Annotated in this window: 15 protein-coding genes; 4 read left to right on the top strand and 11 right to left on the bottom strand. The window is 74.7% G+C overall.

Features of this window, described 5'->3' with window-relative positions; genetic code table 11:
- Positions 1-9: 9 nt before the first annotated feature.
- Genes ACQP04_RS20230 through argC form a run of 9 tightly spaced genes read right to left on the bottom strand, consistent with a single transcriptional unit; the run spans position 10 to position 9,311 of the window.
- Positions 10-681 carry a DNA-3-methyladenine glycosylase gene (locus ACQP04_RS20230; RefSeq protein WP_433502122.1) on the bottom strand — a complete coding sequence of 224 codons (672 nt, stop codon included), beginning with the start codon at positions 679-681 and terminating at the stop codon, positions 10-12.
- Complete coding sequence (gene argH, locus ACQP04_RS20235; protein ID WP_433502123.1) at positions 682-2,103, bottom strand: argininosuccinate lyase; 1,422 nt, start codon at positions 2,101-2,103, stop codon at positions 682-684.
- Complete coding sequence (argG, locus tag ACQP04_RS20240) at positions 2,103-3,536, bottom strand: argininosuccinate synthase (RefSeq protein WP_433502124.1); 1,434 nt, start codon at positions 3,534-3,536, stop codon at positions 2,103-2,105. Before argG ends, argH begins: the two co-directional genes overlap by 1 nt.
- A 34-nt stretch (positions 3,537-3,570) precedes the next feature.
- Entirely contained in the window at positions 3,571-4,038 is a 468-nt protein-coding gene (locus ACQP04_RS20245) for an arginine repressor (protein ID WP_433502125.1), read from the bottom strand.
- A 13-nt stretch (positions 4,039-4,051) separates the two neighbouring features.
- Positions 4,052-5,023, bottom strand: a complete 972-nt coding sequence (gene argF, locus ACQP04_RS20250) for an ornithine carbamoyltransferase (RefSeq protein WP_433502126.1) — start codon at positions 5,021-5,023, stop codon at positions 4,052-4,054.
- Positions 5,023-6,201: an acetylornithine transaminase gene (locus tag ACQP04_RS20255; RefSeq protein WP_433502127.1), complete on the bottom strand. Its 1,179-nt coding sequence runs from the start codon at positions 6,199-6,201 to the stop codon at positions 5,023-5,025. Before ACQP04_RS20255 ends, argF begins: the two co-directional genes overlap by 1 nt.
- Positions 6,198-7,094, bottom strand: a complete 897-nt coding sequence (gene argB, locus ACQP04_RS20260; RefSeq protein ID WP_433508405.1) for an acetylglutamate kinase — start codon at positions 7,092-7,094, stop codon at positions 6,198-6,200. Before argB ends, ACQP04_RS20255 begins: the two co-directional genes overlap by 4 nt.
- Before the next feature lies 1 nt (position 7,095).
- The gene (gene argJ / locus ACQP04_RS20265) at positions 7,096-8,253 is read right to left on the bottom strand and encodes a bifunctional glutamate N-acetyltransferase/amino-acid acetyltransferase ArgJ (RefSeq protein ID WP_433502128.1); all 1,158 of its coding nucleotides are present in this window, start codon (positions 8,251-8,253) and stop codon (positions 7,096-7,098) included.
- A complete protein-coding gene (gene argC / locus ACQP04_RS20270; protein ID WP_433502129.1) occupies positions 8,250-9,311 on the bottom strand; it encodes an N-acetyl-gamma-glutamyl-phosphate reductase in 1,062 nt (353 codons plus the stop codon). The genes argJ and argC overlap by 4 nt, the downstream gene beginning before the upstream one ends.
- A 49-nt stretch (positions 9,312-9,360) precedes the next feature.
- Here argC and ACQP04_RS20275 point away from each other — a divergent pair, with 49 nt between their 5' ends.
- On the top strand, positions 9,361-10,038 hold the full coding sequence (locus tag ACQP04_RS20275; RefSeq protein WP_433502130.1) for a DNA alkylation repair protein: 678 nt from the start codon (positions 9,361-9,363) through the stop codon (positions 10,036-10,038).
- Positions 10,039-10,131: 93 nt separating this feature from the next.
- On the opposite strand, the gene ACQP04_RS20280 is transcribed toward ACQP04_RS20275, so the two are convergent.
- Entirely contained in the window at positions 10,132-11,178 is a 1,047-nt protein-coding gene (locus ACQP04_RS20280; protein ID WP_433502131.1) for an MBL fold metallo-hydrolase, read from the bottom strand.
- Positions 11,179-11,260: 82 nt separating this feature from the next.
- Between ACQP04_RS20280 and ACQP04_RS20285 the strand changes: the two genes are divergently transcribed.
- The 3 genes from ACQP04_RS20285 (at position 11,261) to ACQP04_RS20295 (ending at position 15,636) form a co-directional block, all read left to right on the top strand.
- Positions 11,261-13,378 carry a bifunctional lysylphosphatidylglycerol flippase/synthetase MprF gene (locus ACQP04_RS20285; protein ID WP_433502132.1) on the top strand — a complete coding sequence of 706 codons (2,118 nt, stop codon included), beginning with the start codon at positions 11,261-11,263 and terminating at the stop codon, positions 13,376-13,378.
- A 262-nt stretch (positions 13,379-13,640) separates the two neighbouring features.
- Positions 13,641-14,936 (top strand): PucR family transcriptional regulator, encoded by a 1,296-nt coding sequence (locus ACQP04_RS20290; RefSeq protein WP_433502133.1) that lies wholly within the window; start codon positions 13,641-13,643, stop codon positions 14,934-14,936.
- A gap of 46 nt (positions 14,937-14,982) precedes the next feature.
- Positions 14,983-15,636, top strand: coding sequence for a TMEM175 family protein (locus ACQP04_RS20295; RefSeq protein WP_433502134.1), 654 nt, complete (start codon positions 14,983-14,985; stop codon positions 15,634-15,636).
- A 24-nt stretch (positions 15,637-15,660) separates the two neighbouring features.
- On the opposite strand, the gene pheT is transcribed toward ACQP04_RS20295, so the two are convergent.
- The gene (gene pheT / locus ACQP04_RS20300; protein ID WP_433502135.1) at positions 15,661-18,153 is read right to left on the bottom strand and encodes a phenylalanine--tRNA ligase subunit beta; all 2,493 of its coding nucleotides are present in this window, start codon (positions 18,151-18,153) and stop codon (positions 15,661-15,663) included.

The raw sequence follows: 18,153 nt of genomic DNA on the forward strand, positions 1-18,153 counted from the left end.
GCAGGAAGGTTAGGATGGCCTTTCCTGAGTGTCCACTTCTGTGCGGCCGCGCGAGGTCACGGTTCGGACGCGGCCGGGCCGGTACGGGCTCACCTCGGGCGCCCCGTCCACCCAGAACCGCCAGGGAGTGTCGTGCGCGGCGGCGACGCCCACGCGCGGCCCCGTGCGGATCCGCTCGGCCGGCACGGGCTTCCCCGCCACCACCCGCACCGGCGACTCGGGCGAGGTGACGTCGACGCCGTTGTGCTCGCGGCCCAGCCCCAGCAGCGACGCCAGCCGGGCGGGCCCGCGGGCGAGGTCGGCGTCCCGCCGGGCGGTCGGCCGCCGGACCCGGGCGATCCCCGGGTCCGACACCACCCGCCCGGCGCGCAGCAGCACCGCGCCGGCCTCGCCGTCCTCCAGGCAGGTGACGTTGGCGCAGAAGTGCATGCCGTAGACGAAGTAGACGTACAGGTGCCCGGCGGGGCCGAACATCACGGCGTTGCGCGGGGTCCGGCCGCGGTAGCTGTGCGACGCCGGGTCGTCCGCCCCTCGGTAGGCCTCCACCTCGACGAGCTCCACCGCCACCGGGCCCTCGGGCGTGTCCGCCTCGACGGTGCAGCCCAGGAGCCGGGCCGCCGCGGGGAGCACGTCCGCGGCGAGCTCCGCACGCGCGATCAGGGGCCGGGTCGGGGCCGCCACTCAGCCGCTCACCGCCGGGGCGCCCACCCAGGCCCGCGCGTCCGCGGAGGCGAGGCGCAGGCCGTCGAGCTGCTCCTCGACGCGCTCGCCCGCGGTACCGCCGCGGGCGTCGCGCGAGGCGATGGAGCCCTCGACGGTGAGCACCTCGCGCACCGCGGGGGTGAGCGCGGGGTGCACGGCGGCCAGCTCGCGGTCCGTGAGGTCCTCGAGCCCGGCGCCACGCGCCTCGGCCGCCCGGACGCAGCCGCCCGCGGCCTCGTGCGCGACCCGGAACGGCACGCCCTGCCGCACCAGCCACTCCGCCACGTCCGTGGCGAGGGTGAAGCCCGCGGGCGCGAGCTCGGCGAGGCGGTCGGTGTGGAAGACCAGCGTCTCGACCATCCCCGCGACGGCCGGCAGGAGCAGCTCGAGCTGCTCGGCGGAGTCGAACAGCGGCTCCTTGTCCTCCTGCAGGTCCCGGTTGTAGGCCAGCGGCAGGCCCTTCAGCGTGGCCATGAGCCCGGCGAGGTTGCCGATCAGCCGGCCGGCCTTACCGCGGGCCAGCTCGGCGACGTCCGGGTTCTTCTTCTGCGGCATGATCGAGCTGCCGGTGGAGAAGGCGTCGTCGAGCGTGACGTACGAGAACTCCGCCGTGGCCCAGAGGATGACCTCCTCGGACAGCCGCGAGAGGTCGACCGCGACCATGGCCAGCACGAAGGCGGCCTCCGCCGCGAAGTCCCGCGCGGCGGTGCCGTCGATCGAGTTCTCGGCCGACGAGTCGAAGCCCAGCTCGGCGGCCACGGCCTCCGGGTCGAGCCCCAGCGACGAGCCGGCGAGCGCCCCCGACCCGTAGGGCGACACGGCGGCCCGCTTGTCCCAGTCCCGCAGGCGGTCGACGTCCCGGACCAGAGCCTGGGCGTGCGCGGCGAGCTGGTGCGAGAGCAGGACCGGCTGGGCGTGCTGCAGGTGGGTGCGGCCCGGCATCGGGGCGTCCGGGTAGGCGGTGGCCTGCGTGACGAGCGCGTCGACCACGTCGAGCACGCCCGACGCGATCCGGCGCGCGGCGTCGCGCAGCCACATCCGGAACAGGGTGGCGACCTGGTCGTTGCGGGACCGGCCGGCCCGGAGCTTGCCGCCCAGGTCCGGCCCGGCCCGCTCGATCAGGCCGCGCTCCAGGGCGCTGTGCACGTCCTCGTCCGCGGGCGCGGGCCCGAACGAGCCCGACTCGACGTCCGCGGCGAGCTTGCCCAGCGCCTCGAGCATCCCGTCCAGCTCTGCGTCGCTGAGCAGCCCGGCCCGGTGCAGCACGCGGGCGTGCGCCTTCGAGCCGCGGATGTCGTACGGCGCGAGCCGCCAGTCGAAGTGGGTGGACTTGCTCAGCGCGGCCAGCGCGTCCGCCGGGCCGCCGCTGAACCGCCCGCCCCACAGCCCGGAGCCCGCCATCAGTCGTTCCCCGCTTCCAGGGCGGCGGCGTCGAGGGACTTCTCCGACTCGCCCTCACCGGCCCGGTCGATGGCGGCGATCCGGTCGAAGCCGCCCGAGGGCAGCTCGCCGAACAACGTGCCGTGCTCGACGAGCACCGTCCCCTGCTCGGCCGGCTGGTCCGCGTAGGCCTCCAGCTTGGCGCGGGAGTCGGCGATGTCGAGGTTGCGCATGGTGAGCTGACCGATCCGGTCGGTGGGCCCGAAGGCGGCGTTCTCCACACGCTCCATCGAGAGCCGGTCCGGGTGGTAGGAGAAGCCCGTGCCCTCGGTGTTCACGATCGTGTAGTCGTCGCCGCGGCGCAGGCGCAGCGTGACGGTGCCGGTCACCAGCGAGGCGATCCAGCGCTGGATCGACTCGCGGATCATCAGCGCCTGCGGGTCCAGCCAGCGGCCCTCGTAGAGCAGCCGACCGAGCTTGCGGCCCTCGGAGTGGTAGTTCGCGAGGGTGTCCTCGTTGTGGATCGCGTTGAGCAGCCGCTCGTAGGCGGCGAACAGCAGCGCCATCCCGGGCGCCTCGTAGATGCCGCGCGACTTGGCCTCGATGATCCGGTTCTCGATCTGGTCCGACATGCCCAGGCCGTGCCGCCCGCCGATGGCGTTGGCCTCCAGGACGAGGTCCACCTGGTCGTCGAAGCGCTTGCCGTTGATCGCCACCGGACGCCCCGCCTCGAACGTGACGGTGACGTCCTCGGCCTCGATCGCGACCGCCGGGTCCCAGAACTTGACGCCCATGATCGGCTCGATGGTCTCCAGGGAGACGTCGAGGTGCTCGAGGGTCTTGGCCTCGTGGGTCGCGCCCCAGATGTTCGCGTCCGTGGAGTACGCCTTCTCGGCGGAGTCCCGGTAGGGCAGCCCGTGGGCGGTGAGCCACCGGCTCATCTCGTCCCGCCCGCCCAGCTCCTGGACGAAGTCGGCGTCGAGCCACGGCTTGTAGATGCGCAGCTCGGGGTTGGCCATCAGGCCGTAGCGGTAGAACCGCTCGATGTCGTTGCCCTTGAAGGTCGAGCCGTCGCCCCAGATGTTCACGCCGTCCGCCTGCATGGCGCGCACCAGCAGCGTCCCGGTGACGGCCCGGCCCAGCGGCGTGGTGTTGAAGTAGGTCCGGCCCCCGGAGCGGATGTGGAAGGCGCCGCAGGCCAGCGCCGCCAGGCCCTCGTCGACCAGCTGCGGCTTGATGTCGACCGCGCGGGCGATCTCGGCGCCGTACTGCTTCGCGCGGTCGGGGACGCCGGAGATGTCCGCCTCGTCGTACTGGCCGAGGTCGGCGGTGTAGGTGCACGGGATCCCGCCCTTGTCGCGCATCCAGGCGACCGCCACGGAGGTGTCGAGGCCTCCGGAGAAGGCGATGCCGATGCGTTCGCCCTTCGGGAGGGAGGTCAGGACCTTGCTCACTTCGATGGTTCTCCTTGATCAGAAACGCGCAGGGTCAGAGTTCGAGCAGTCGCGCGACGACCTGGGCCCCGGTGAGGGGCTCGCGGGCCACCAGCAGGACGGTGTCGTCGCCCGCGATCGTGCCGACGACGTCGTTCAGGGCGGCACGGTCGAGGGCGCTCGCCAGGTAGTGGGCCGCGCCGGGCGGGGTGCGCAGGACGGCAAGGTTGCCACTCGCGTCCGCGGACACGAGCACCTCCCCCAGCAACCGGGACAGCCGGGCAGTGCCGCCCTCGGGGGTGTGGGCCAGGCCGCGGACCGGGCTCCCGTCGTCCGGGATCACGTACGCACCGCGGACCTTGACCGCGCCCAGCTCGTCGAGGTCCCGGGAGAGCGTGGCCTGGGTGGTGCCGATGCCCTCGGCGTCGAGCAGGGTGAGCAGCTCGGCCTGGCTGCGCACCGCCTGCTGGGCGATGATCTCGACGATCCGCGCCTGGCGGGCCACCCGGGTGGCCGCGGTCATCGCCCCACCGCCGTCATGCCCGGGCCGGGTCCATCAGCCACGCCAGCAGGGCCTTCTGGGCGTGCAGCCGGTTCTCCGCCTCGTCCCAGACCACGCTGGCGGGCCCGTCGAGCACCTCGTCGGTGATCTCGTCGCCGCGGTGCGCCGGCAGGCAGTGCAGCACGATCGCGCGCTCGTTCGCGTGGGCGAGCAGCGCGGCGTTGACCTGGAACGGCCGGAACGGCGCCGCCCGGTCCAACCCGTCCGCCTCCTGGCCCATCGAGACCCACGTGTCGGTGACGACCACGTCCGCCCCCTCGACCGCGGCGACCGGGTCGGCCACCACCTCGGCCGATCCGCCGGTCGCCGAGCCGTGCGCCTTCGCGTCCCGCAGCACGTCCGGGTCGGGGGTGAATCCCGCGGGCGCCCCGATCCGCACGTGCATCCCGGCGAGCGTGCCGCCGAGCAGCAGCGAGTGGGCCATGTTGTTGGCGCCGTCGCCGAGGTAGGCGAGCGTGAGCCCGGCCGTGCGCCCGAACCGCTCCCGGATCGTCTGCAGGTCGGCGAGGACCTGGCAGGGGTGGAACTCGTCGGTGAGGGCGTTGACCACCGGCACACGGGACGCCGAGGCCATGGCCTCCAGCCGGGCCTGACCAGCGGTCCGCCACACCACGGCGTCGACGAACCGGGACAGCACCCGGGCGGTGTCCTCGATCGTCTCGCCCCGGCCGAGCTGGCTGCCCGCGGCGTCGAGGATCACCGGCTGCCCGCCGAGCTGGGTGATCCCCACCTCGAACGACACCCGGGTCCGGGTCGACGACTTGTCGAACAGCACCGCCACGGGCCGCGGGCCGATCAGCGGCAGGTGCGCGAACCGGTCCGCCTTCATGTCCGCGGCCAGGGCGAGGACCTCGGCCTGCTCCTCGGCCGACAGGTCGTCGTCCCGCAGGAAGTGCCGCGGCCTGCCCGTTCCGCCGCCGCGCGCCGGACCGCCCACGACGCTCATCAGACGGTCCCGCCGGACTCGTCGAGGATCCCGGGCAGCTCCTTCAGGAAGCCCTGGGCCTGCGCCTCGGTGAGCACCAGCGGAGGCGCGAGCCGCACGCGGGTGGGCACCGCGTTGTTGACCAGGTAGCCCCGGTCCCGGGCCTTCGCGGCCACCGCGGCGGACACCGGCTGGTTCAGGCCGACGCCGATGTGCAGGCCGGCGCCGGACACGTCCGTGACCAGCGGGTGGCCGAGCCCCTCGATCCCCGCGCGGATCTCCTTGCCCAGCCGGTCGACGTGCTCGAGCAGCCCGTCGTTGTCGATCGTGCTGAGCACGGCCAGGGCCGCGGCGCAGCTCACCGGGTTGCCGCCGAAGGTGGTGCCGTGCTGGCCGGGCTCGAGCAGGCCCGCGGCCTCTCCGATGCCGATGCAGGCGCCAATGGGCAGCCCGCCGCCGAGGCCCTTGGCCAGGGTCACGACGTCCGGCACCACGCCGGTGGCCTGGTGCGCGAACCACGCGCCGGTGCGGCCGATGCCGGTCTGGATCTCGTCGAGCACCAGGAGGGCGCCGTGCCGGGAGGTGATCTCCCGGGCGGCGGCGAGATAGCCCTCCGGCGGCACGATCACACCGGCCTCGCCGAGGATCGGCTCGAGGAACACCGCGGCGGTCGTGTCGTCGACCGCGGCCTCCAGGGCCTCCACGTCCCCGAACGGGATGTGCACGACGCCCGGGGGCATCGGCTCGAACGGCTCGCGCTTGGCCGGCTGGCCGGTGAGCGCGAGCGCCCCCATGGTCCGGCCGTGGAAGGCGTTCTCGCACGCGACGATCTTCGTCCGACCGGTCCGGCGCGTGATCTTGAACGCCGCCTCGTTGGCCTCCGCGCCCGAGTTGCAGAACAGCACCCGCGCGCTCTCCTGCCCGAGCAGCTCCAGGAGCTTCTCGGCGAGCTGCAGCGGCGGCTCGGTGATGTAGAGGTTCGAGGTATGGCCCAGCGTGGAGATCTGCCGGGTCACGGCCTCGACGACGGCCGGGTGGGCGTGCCCGAGGGAGTTCACCGCGATCCCGCCGAGCATGTCGACGTAGCGGTTGCCCTCGGCGTCCCACACCTCGGCGCCCTCGCCGCGCACGAGGGTGAGCGGCGGGGTGCCGTAGTTGTTCATGAGCGCGTGCTGCCACCGCTCGGCGTAGCTGGTCATTCCGGCACCACCATCGTTCCGACACCCTCACTGGTGAACACTTCGAGCAGCACCGAGTGCGGCACCCGCCCGTCGATCACGTGCGCCTGCGGGACCCCGCCGCGCACCGCGCGCAGGCACGCCTCCATCTTCGGGGCCATCCCGCTCTCCAGCTCCGGGAGCATCGGCTCCAGCTCGGCCGCGGTGAGCGCGGAGATGATCGACTCGGGGTCCGGATAGTTCGCGTACAGCCCCTCGACGTCCGTGAGCACCACGAGCTTCGCGGCGTCGAGGGCGGCCGCCAGCGCGGCGGCCGCGCTGTCGGCGTTGATGTTGTAGACCTGGCCGTCCGCCCCCGGCGCCACGCCCGCGACGACGGGGATCCGGCCGGCCCGCACGATGTCGAGCACCGCAGCCGGGTTGACCTCGACCACGTCGCCGACCAGGCCGATGTCCATCGGCTCGCCGCCGACGAGCGCGGTGCGCTTCTCCGCGGTCAGCAGGCCGGCGTCCTCGCCGGAGAGCCCGACGGCGTACGGCCCGTGCTGGTTGATCAGCCCGACGAGCTCGCGGCCGACCTGGCCCACCAGCACCATCCGGACGACGTCGATCGTCTCGGGGGTGGTCACGCGCAGCCCGCCGCGGAACTCGCCGGGCAGGCCCAGCCGCTTCAGCATCGCGCTGATCTGCGGGCCGCCGCCGTGCACGACGACCGGGTGGATGCCGGCGAGCCGCAGGAACACCATGTCCTGCGCGAACGCCTCCTTCAGCTCCTCGTCGACCATCGCGTTGCCGCCGTACTTGACCACGACGACCTGCCCGTGGAACCGCTGCAGCCAGGGCAGGGCCTCGGCCAGGACCCCGGCCTTCTCCCCCGCCCGCTTGAGCCGGCCGTGCGGGTCGGGCGTGGGGATCTCAGGAGGAGTAGGCACTGTTCTCCTCCACGTACGCGTGCGAGAGGTCGGTGGTGAGGATCTCGGCCTCGCCGGCCCCCAGGCCCAGCTCCACCTCGACGAGGACGTCCTCGCCGGAGAGGTCGGCCAGCCCGCGGTCCCCGGCCGCCACGCCGCCCCGGCAGAGGGTGACGCCGTTGACCGTGACGTCGAGCTTCTCGGGATCGAGGTCGGCGTCGGCGTAGCCGGCGGCCGCGGCGATCCGGCCCCAGTTGGGGTCGGAGCCGAACAGCGCCGTCTTCACCAGCGAGTCCCGGGCGACGGTCCGGGCGACCACCACGGCGTCGTCCTCGCTCGCGGCCCCGGTCACCCGCACGAGGATCCGCTTGGTGACGCCCTCCGCGTCCGCCTGCATTTGCTTCGCGAGGTCCCTTGCAACCTCGGTGAGCGCGGCGGTCAGGTCCTGCTCCGACGGCGTGACGCCGGAGGCCCCGGAGGCCAGGACGATCACGGTGTCGTTGGTGGACATCGAGCCGTCGACGTCGAGCCGGTCGAAGCTGACCCGGACGGCGGACCGCAGCGCGCGGTCCAGGGTCGCGGCGTCGGCCGACGCGTCCGTGGTCAGCACGGACAGCATCGTGGCCATCGAGGGCGCGATCATCCCGGCGCCCTTGGTGATCCCGCCGACCGACCAGCCCGCCTGCTCGGACAGGGCCTGCTTGGCGACGGTGTCCGTGGTCATGATCGCCGTGGCGGCGGCCAGGTCCGCGTCGGGCGTGGCCTCCAGCGCCGCGGCGGCCTTCTCGACCCCGGCCAGCACCACGTCCCGCGGGAGCTGGGCGCCGATCAGGCCCGTGGAGCAGACGGCGACCTCGATGGCTCCGGTCGCGAGCACCTCGGCCGCCTTCTCGGCGGTGGCGTGCGCGGTCTGGAAGCCCTCGGGGCCGGTGCAGGCGTTGGCCCCGCCGGAGTTGAGGACGACGGCCTTCAGCGTGCCGGTGGTCAGGACCTGCTGGGACCACAGCACCGGGGCGGCCTTCACCTTGTTGCGGGTGAACACGGCCGCGGCGGTCTGCTCCGGCCCGTCGTTGACGACGAGGGCCAGGTCCGGCTTGCCGCTGGCCTTGATCCCGGCGGTGATCCCGGCGGCCCGGAAACCCCGGGGACCCGTGAGGCTCACGGCGCGACCCCCGTGGTCGGCAGACCGGTGACCTCGGGCAGGCCCAGCGCGATGTTCATGCACTGGATCGCCCCGCCCGCGGTGCCCTTGGCCAGGTTGTCGATCGCCGCGACGACCACGAGCCGGCCCGCGTCGGCGTCGACCGCCACCTGCAGGTGGACCGTGTTCGACCCGAGCGTGGCCTTGGTCGTGGGCCACTGGCCCTCGGGCAGCAGGTGCACGAAGGGCTCGGCGGCGTAGGCCTTGTCGTAGACCTCCCGCGCCTGCGCGCCGTCGCCGGTCAGGGGCGCGGTGCAGGTCGCGAGGATGCCCCGGGGAAGGGGCGCGAGGACAGGGGTGAAGCTCACGGAGACGGGCTTACCGGACACCCCCGACAGGTTCTGCGCGATCTCCGGCGTGTGCCGGTGCACGCCCCCCACCCCGTAGGCGGAGAGCGAACCCATCACCTCGGCGCCGAGCAGGTGCGGCTTCAGGGACTTGCCCGCGCCCGACGTCCCGGTGACGGCCGTGATCACGACCTCCGGGCCGACGAGCCCGGCCGCGAGGGCCGGCGCGAGGGCGAGCGAGGAGACCGTCGGGAAGCAGCCCGGCACGGCGACCCGGGTGGTGCCCCGCAGCGCGTCCCGCGCGCCGGGCAGCTCGGGCAGGCCGTACGGCCAGTGGCCGGCGTGCTCGCCGCCGTACCAGCGGTCCCACGCGTCGGCGTCCTGCAGCCGGTGGTCCGCGCCGCAGTCGATCACCAGCGTGGAGTCCCCGAGCTGCGCCGCGATCTCCGCGGACCTGCCGTGCGGCAGCGCGAGGAAGACGACGTCGTGCCCGCCGAGCACCTCCGCCGTACTCTCCTCGAGGACGCGGTCGGCCAGGGGCAGCAGGTGCGGCTGGAACTCGCCCAGTCGTCGCCCCGCGTTGCCGCCCGCCGTCAGCGCACCGATCTCGACCTCGGGGTGCGGCAGGAGGAGCCGCAACAGCTCTCCCCCGGCGTACCCACTGGCTCCCGCCACCGCGATCCGTACCACGCGCAAGATTATGCACCGCGGTGAAATCTCATGCAAAGGCATTCCCGCTCGCCCTCCCCGGAAGGGTGGCGCCCGGGCCTAGGCTGATCTCATGACCACCCTGGCCGACGCGCTGCGCGCCGGGCTCGAGGCGGCCGCGGACCCGGAGGCCGCGCCCGTCATGCGGGCGTACATGAGGTCGGACATGCCCTTCCGTGGCGTGCCGCAACCGGTCCGGGCCCGGATCCTCCGCGAGGGCGTGCAGGACCAGCCGCCGCCCACGCGCGGGGCGCTGGCCGCCACGGCCGACGCGCTGTGGGACGGCGCGCAGTTCCGCGAGGAGCGCTACCTGGCCACCGCGCTCGCGGGGTACCGCGACTACGCGCGCTGGCCGGACGCCGACTGGCTCCCCCGCTACCGGCACTGGGTGGTCAGCGGCGCCTGGTGGGACCACGTGGACGAGATCGCGTCCCGCCTGGTCGGGCCGGTGCTACGGGCCGATCCTGTGCAGGTCACGCCGGTCGTGCGGCGCTGGGCCACCGACCCCGACCCGTGGCTGCGCCGGACTGCGATCCTCTGTCAGCTGCAGTCCAAGGGCGACACGGACGTCGAGCTCCTCGCCGACGCCATCGAGGCCAGCCTGAAGGACGAGGGCTTCTTCCTGCGCAAGGGGATCGGCTGGGCGCTGCGCCAGCACGCGCGCACGGACCCCCTCTGGGTGCGCGAGTTCGTCGACAGTCACCCCGAGCTCTCGCCCCTGTCCCGCAAGGAAGCCCTCAAGCACCTCTAGTCCCGCGAGTCGGCACTTCCGCGTCCCGAACCGCACATCCCGGGACCTCCCGGCATGTCCGGTTCGGTCGCGTGAGACCGCCCGACTCGCGGGTCACAGGGTGTAGGTGCTGCCGGCGCTGGGGGCGATCCAGGCGTCGGGCAGGGCGGCGGCCAGGGCGTGCTGGGCCCGCCAGCCGGTGCAGTGCCCGGGGACCAGCACCGCCGGGGCCAGCTCGCGCAGCGCCGCCACCGTCGGCGGGATCACGGGCTCGAAGTACGGGCCGCCGAGGTGCAGGCCGCCGAGCAGCGCGTACAGCTCCGGAACCCCGGTGAGCCGCTGCGCCTGCCGGACGATGTTCACCGCGCCCGCGTGCCCGCACCCGGTCAGCACCACCAGCCCCTTGTCCTTCACGTGCACCACCAGCGCCTGGTCGTCGACCACGGCGGCGTCGTGCTCCCAGGCCGACCCGGTCCACGCCTGGTGTGCCGGCGGCATCCCCCGCTCGTACTCCGTGGTCCGGTCCACCTCGCCGGTGATCAGCACGGCGCCGTCGAGCAGCACCGACGGGACCCGCCGCTCGACCAGCTCGAACCCCTCGCCCGCGAGCGCCCGCGGGCTGAGCGTGGGCAGCTCGCGGGTCTCGCCGCCCGGCACCGCGAACCGACGCCGGGTCCATGCGGCCGGGTGCAGCACCATCGGCAGCGCACGGGTCCCCTTGCGGCCGGCGAGCCCGGCCAGCCCGCCGGCGTGGTCCGGGTGCCCGTGGCTGAGCACGATCCCCTGGACGACGTCGAGGTCCGCGCCGACCCGCCCGGCGTTGACCACCAGCGCGTCGGGCGAGAGGCCGGCGTCGAACAGCAGCGAGGTGGTCGCCGCGCCGCGCCGCACCGTGACCAGGGCGGCGAACCCGTGCTCGGCCATCAGGCCGACGTCCGCCGCGCCGCCGACGAACTGCGCGGCGGTGGCCCGGCCCGCCCCGAGACCCACCCGCGAGACCCGTTCGTCGGCGGGGAGCAGGGCGTCGAACACGTTCTCCACCAGCGTGGTGATCCGTACCTCGTCGACGGGCTCGAGGTGGATCGGGTCGACCGCCGGGCCCTCGACGGGACGGGGGACGCCCTGCGCGACCTCGGCCCGGCTCGCGTGTCCGTCGCACATGGCCGCACCGTAACGCCGCCCCCGATCCCCCGAACAGCACGCAGACGACGGCGGTCCCGGCACCCCGCCGCGGGAGGCGACGATGACCGACGGCACCACGGCCCGCCCGGCACGGGGTCTCCCGGCCCTCGGCGCGCCGGCCGCCAGGGTCGGCACGCTGGTCCGCCGCACCCCGTTCACCAGCACGGTCGTGCTCGTGATGATCGTGGCGGGGTTCGCCACCGGCGCCTTCTGGCGGGCCGCGGCCGACCAGGCCTGGTACCCCTGGGTCGCCTACGGGGTGCCGGCGCTGGAGAACGGCCGCTGGTGGACGCTGCTGACCGGGCCGTTCCTCGCCGTCATCCCGCCCTTCTACCTGGTCATGACCGGCAGCTTCGCGCTCTTCGTCGGCTGGGCGGAGTGGCGGCTGGGGACCGGGCTGGCCGCGTTGACCGCCGTCGCCGGGCAGCTGGTGGGCATCCTCACCGCGCTCGGCTTCCTGCTCGTGGTGCGCGGCACGGGCTGGCCGTGGGCGGAGGCCACGAGCCGGCTGCTCGACGTCGGGTTCTCGGCCGGGGCGCTCGCCGCGCTCGCGGTGACCAGCGCGACCCTGCGCCCTCCGTGGCGCCTGCGGCTGCGGCTCGCCCTGGCCCTCTACGTCCTCGCGTCGGCGGTCTACCTCGGTTCGCTGGCGGACCTCGAGCACCTCGTCGCCGTGCTGATCGCGCTGGTCGTGGGGCCGCGGCTGGTCCGTGCCCGGGCGGTGCCGGCCACCCGGCCGAGCCGCCGGGAGTGGCGGCTGCTCGCGGTGTTCCTGCTGGTGCTCATGGTGGCGGGCTCGGTGTTGAGCTTCCTGCTGCCGAACGACGGCCCGCTCGGCCCGACCGGCGACCCGGAGGCGAGCTGGGTCGACCTGGCGATCACGGTCGTCGGCGCGGCGCTGCTCGTCAACGGGCTGCGCAAGGGCCGGCGCGTGGCGTGGCGGTGGGCCGTCGGGCTCGCCGGGCTCAACGTCGCCGTCGGGCTGCTGGCCGGCGTGCTGTTCGCGCTGGCGGCGGTCGTGGAGAACGCCGAGGCCGTCCTCGACCAGCCGGGCCTGTTCGTGGCCGACCGGCTCGCCTGGACGGCGCTGCTCGTGCTGCTGCTGGTCGGGCGGCGGGCGTGGCGGGTGCCCTCGCGCCGGGTCCGGCGGGCGGTCGGCGGCGTGACGGACCGCGGCACCGCGGTGGCGCTGCTGCAGAAGCACGGCGGCGGCACCGTCTCCTGGATGGCCACCTGGTCGGACAACGAGTGGTTCGTGACCGCCGACGGCGACTCCTGCGTGGCGTTCCAGCGGCACGCCGGTGTGGCGGTCGGCCTCGGCGACCCGATCGGGCCGGACCCGGTCGCAAACCTGGAGGAGTTCGGGGTGCGCAGCGAGACGGCCGGCCTCATCCCGTGCCTCTTCTCCGCCTCGGACCGGACCGCCCGTGCGGCGCGGGAGGCCGGCTGGTTCACCGCGCAGGTCGCCGAGGACACCCTCGTCGACCTGCCCGAGCTGGAGTTCCGCGGCAAGGCCTGGCAGGACGTGCGCTCCGCGCTGAACAAGGCGGGCAAGCAGGGGATCACGCACCGGCTGGTCCGGCTCGCCGACGAGCGGCACGCCGTCGTCGACCAGGTGCGGGAGCTCTCGGAGCAGTGGGTCGGCGGCAAGGGCCTCCCGGAGATGGGGTTCACCCTCGGCGGCGTCGACGAGGCGCTCGACCCGCACGTCCGGGTCGGCCTCGCCGTCGACGCCGACGGCCTGGTGCACGGCGTGACGTCGTGGCTGCCGGTGCACGCACCGGGCGGGACCGTGACGGGCTGGACGCTCGACGTCATGCGGCGGCGGGAGGGCGGGTTCCGGCCCGTCGTCGAGTTCCTCATCGCGTCGGCCTGCCTGGCCTTCCGCGAGGAGGGGGCGACGGTCGTCTCGCTCTCCGGCGCGCCGCTGGCCCGCACCGACGCCTCCGGCGACACCGCGGTGCTCGACCGCCTCCTCGACACGCTCGGCGCCCGGCTGGAACCGCTGTACGGATTCCGCTCGCTGCACGCCTTCAAGGCCAAGTTCCAGCCGCGGTACGAGCCGATGCACCTGGTGTTCCGGGACGAGGCGGACCTGCCGCGGGTCGGCGTCGCACTCACCCGGGCCTACCTGCCGGACACCTCGACCCGCGAGCTGCTGCGGCTCGCCCGGGCGTAGTGGTGACGACGCCGCGAGGCCCCGCGGAGCCGTGCCCTGCTCCGCGGGGCCACCGGCGAGAGGCCCCCCTCCCCCGGCCGAGTCGACGGCCCTGGTCCCCTCCGGAACCGTCGTGACCATCCGACACCATCGCGGTGCGGTTATTCTTCGCCTCGCACGCCAACGTCCCGCTGACCTCTTGTCGCCCCGGCACAACGCCGACCCGGAGGTGGACCCGATCCCTGCGCACAGCGCACCGCGCCCGCTCGCCGGCCGGACGTGGATGGACGCGCTCGAACCCGGCGGGACCGTCGTCGAGGTCCGGTGCGCGCCACGGACGTTCGAGGAGACGGTCGCCGTTCTGGGCCTGCCCGCGGCGCGCTGGGGTCTGGAGGCCGCCCAGCGCGGGGCGGAGGCGGCCATCGAGGGCGGGCCGCGCACCGCCGAGACCGTGCGCCAGCTGCTCAGCGCCTGCCAGGGCTGCTTCCTCGCCGTGCTCCGCGGGCTGCGCACGGAGACGGCGCCCGCCGACCTCGCCGTCCCCGGCGAGCTGCTGGTCTCGGTCCGCGGCGCGGTCCGCGGTGGCGTGCCGCTGCCGCGGCTGCTGCGCATGATGTGGACCGCGCACTTCGCCGCGCTCGATGCGCTGGTTGCCGTGACGGAGGCCGTCGTGCCGCCCGTGGAGGCGGCCGCGGAGGCCCGTGCGCTCACCACCGAGTCCTTCGGCTACGTCGAGGCCTTCAGCGATGCCGTCGAGCGCCGGTACGCCGCGGAGCTCTCCGACTGGACCGGCTCGGCCGCGGCGGCGCGGACGGAGGCGGTCGAGGAGATCCTGGCGGGCGGGCCGGTCGACCGGGGCGCGGCCGAGGCGGCGCTCGGGCACTCCCTCGGCGGGTGGCACGTCGCCGTCCTGCTCACCGCGGACCGTCCGGCGGTCCGGCTCGACGGGGAGCTCACCCGGCTCGCGGGGGTCCTCGGCGCCGACGGGACCGTCGGCCTGCACCGGTCACCGACCACGCTGTGGGGCTGGCTGCACTGGCCCGCGCGACCGGCGGAGGAGCCGGCCGGGCGGATTCGCGCCGGCGGGCCGCTCGCCGTCGGGGTGCGGGCCGCCGTGGGGCCTGCCGCCGAGGGTGTCGGCGGGTTCCGCTGGAGCCACGTCGCCGCGCAGGAGGCCGCACGGCTGTCCGGGCTGGGGCACGGGGGCGTCGTCGGGCACCGCGAGTCCTCCGTCGCCGGCCTGCTCACCGCCAACGCCGAGCACGCCCGCCGGTTCGCGCTCGACACCCTGGGCGCCGAGCTGTGCGCCGCGTCGGCCAAGGCCCGGCGGCTTCGGGAGACCCTGGCCACGTACCTCGCCGTGGGGCGCAGCCGGGTCGCCGCCGCGGACCAGCTGCACGTCTCGCCCGGGACCGTGGCCTACCGCGTCAAGCAGGCCGAGGACCTGCTCGGGGGCACGGTGGAGGGCTCCGGCTGGATGCTGATGATCGCCCTGGAGATCATGCGGGCGTTCGACGCCGTCGGGCAGGACCCCGCCGCCGGCGCCGCGGACGGCCCGCTGGGCGGCCAGGGGCTGTAGCACGCGACGCCTGTGCGCACCGCACGGAGATCGCTAGAGTCCGCCCATGGCCGAGGCGTCCGCGCACGAGACCGAGGACGAGTTCGCGCCGACCGAGCGCGGTGCGGCCGAGCGCCTCATCTTCTTCTCCGACGCCGTCGTGGCGATCGCGATCACGCTGCTCGCCATCGACCTGCAGGTGCCGCAGGGCGACACCGCCGCCGAGCTCGCGGCCGGGTTCGCGGCCAACCGTCCCGAGTATCTGGCGTTCCTCATCAGCTTCGCGGTGATCGCCCGGCACTGGATCAGCCACCACCGGGTGTTCCGGTACGTCGGGCGCGCCTCACTACCGCTGACCTGGCTGAACATGCTGTGGCTGCTGATCATCGTGCTCACGCCGTTCTTCACGCGGTTCATCGCCGAGGACCACGTCGACTTCGCGCGCTTCGCCGTGTACGCCCTGGCCGAGACGCTGCAGATCGGCACGTTCGCCGCGATCGTCGCGGTCCTCGGCCGCACCCGGGCGTACATCCCCGGGACGCCGCGGCAGCTCGTGCGCTACGGCTGGGTGCCGTCGGCGATCACCGGGTTCGCCTTCCTGGTGTCCGTCCCGCTGTTCCCGCTGCTCGACCTCTGGTCGTTCGCGGTCTGGGTGGTCGTGCCGTTCATCGGCGACCGCGTCACCAACGCGCTGGGCATCACCGGCGGGTACGACGTCTGAGCCCGGCCGGCCGACGCCGGGGCGTCACCGCAGGACGGCCCCGAGGCGCTCGGCGGCGAGGGCGACGGCGGCGTCGCGGGCCGCGTTCGCCTCCTCGTTGGTCAGCGTGCGGTCCGGCGCCCGGAACCGGAGGGCGTAGGCGAGCGAGCGGTTCCCCTGGCCGACCTGGGCACCGGTGTAGACGTCGAACAGCCGGACCTCCTCGAGCAGCTCGCCGCCGCCCTCGGTGAGGGCCGCGGCCACCTCGGCGGCCGGCACCGTCTCGGCGGCGACCAGCGCGACGTCGACCGACACCGGCGGGTACGGCGAGATCCGCGGCGCCGGCCGCGCGTCCTGCAGCGGGATCGCGTCGAGGTCGAGCTCCATCGCGCAGGTGCGCGGCGGCAGGCCCAGCGCCTCGACGACCTTCGGGTGCAGCTCGCCGGCGTGCCCGACGACCCACTCCCCCACCCGCAGCGCGGCGCACCGGCCCGGGTGCCACGGCGCCAGCTCGGCCTTGGTCACCCGCAGCTCGACACCGGCGGCGGCGCCGACGAGCCGGCCCGCCTCGATCGCGTCCTGCCAGCCGGCCGGGCGCCCGCGGCCCCACCAGCCGCGCGGCTCGCGGTCCCCGGCGAGCACGACGCCGACGTGCACGGGCTGCGCGGGCAACGCCGCCCGGATCATGGCGATCTCGGAGTCGGTGGGCCGCCGGTCGACGCCCGGGTCCGGCATCGGCACGGGGTTGCGGTGCGGCAGCACGACCTGGCCGAGCGTGTACAGCGCGAGGTCGTCGAACCCGCGGGCCTTGTTGCGGACCAGCGTCTCGAGCAGGCCCGGCAGGAGGGTGGTCGCGAGCCGGTCGCGGTCGGCGTCGAGCGGGTTGGCCACGATGACGGTCCGCCGCCGGACGTCGTCCTCGGGCAGGCCCAGCGCGTCCCACGCCGCGTCGCCGACGAACGGGAACGGCTCCACCTCGACGTGCCCGGCCTCGGCCAGCGCGCGGGACACGGCCCGCTTGCGCAGCTGGGCGGGGGTGAGCCCGCGCCCGGCCGGCGCCGGCGGCAGGGTCGACGGAATGGTCTCGTAGCCCTCGAGCCGCAGGACCTCCTCGACCAGCGCGGCGGGCAGGTCCAGGTCCGGCCGCCAGGACGGCGGCGTGGCGACGACCAGGGTGGTCGAACCGGTCCGGCCGTCTCCGCCGGTCTCCAGCTCCACCGCGCAGCCGACCTGGGTGAGCCGCGCGACCGTGGCCCCGCGCTCGTAGGTCACGCCCGCGGTGCGGTCCGGCAGGTCCAGCGGCATCCGGACCGGCGGGAGCACCGGCGCGGCGCCGACGTCGGTGCGGCCCGGCTCGATGCGGCCGCCACCGTGCTCCACCAGCAGGTTCGCGACGGCCTCGGCCGCGATCGGCGGGAGCTGCGGGTCGACGGTCCGTTCGAAGCGCTTGGACGCCTCGCTGGGCAGCTTGTGCCGGCGGGCGGCGCGCGCGATCACGGTCGGCGCGAAGTGCGCGGCCTCGATCACGACGTCGACCGAGCCGGTCTTGTCGAGCGGGATCTCGGTGGACGCGCCGCCCATCACACCGGCGAGGCCGATCGGGCCGGAGTCGTCGGTGATGACCAGGTCGTCCGGGTCGAGGGTGCGCTCGACGTCGTCGAGCGTCCGGAGCTTCTCCCCCGCCTCGGCCCGGCGCACCACGATCCCGCCCTGCAGCCGGGTCGCGTCGTAGGCGTGGATCGGCTGGCCGAGGTCGAGCATCACGAAGTTGGTGACGTCGACGGTCAGCGAGATCGGGCGCATGCCGGCGGCGAGCAGCCGGCGCTGCATCCACCACGGGGTGGGCGCGCTGGCGTCGACGCCAGTGACGCGGCGGGTGACGAACCGCGGGCAGCCGGCCTCGTCGGCGATGCGGACCGGCCAGGCCGGGCCCTCCGCCTCGGGGACCCGCACGCGTCGCGCCGGGTCGGTGTAGTCCTCACCGAGCGACGCGGCCAGCTCGCGCGCGATCCCGCGTACGGCGAAGCAGTAGCCCCGGTCCGGGGTGATGGCCAGCTCGACGACCGGGTCGTCGACACCGAGCAGCGGCAGCGCGTCCGTGCCCGGCTCCGCGGTGCCCGGCGGCAGCACGAGGATGCCCGAGTGGTCCGCGCCGAGGCCCAGCTCCCTGGCGGAGCAGATCATGCCGTCCGAGGTGCGGCCGTAGGTCTTCCGCGCCGAGATCGGGAACGGGCCGGGCAGGACCGCGCCGGGAAGCGCGGCGACGATCAGGTCGCCGACCACGAAGTTCCGCGCGCCGCAAACGATCTCGCGCGTGGTGTCGCCGAAGTCGACCCGACAGAACCGGATCGGTTTCTTGAACTCGGTGAGCTCCTCGATCTCCGCGACCCGGCCGACGGTCAGCGGGCCGGTGAGCTCCGGGGTCCCGTGGATCTCCTCGAGCTCCAGGCCGACGCGCACGAAGGCCTCGCCGACCGCCTCCGCGTCCGCGGGGACCTCGGCGACGTGGTCGCGCAGCCAGGACAGGGGGACTCGCAC

This window comes from Pseudonocardia halophobica (assembly GCF_050948485.1).
Taxonomy (GTDB): Bacteria; Actinomycetota; Actinomycetes; order Mycobacteriales; family Pseudonocardiaceae; genus Pseudonocardia; species Pseudonocardia halophobica.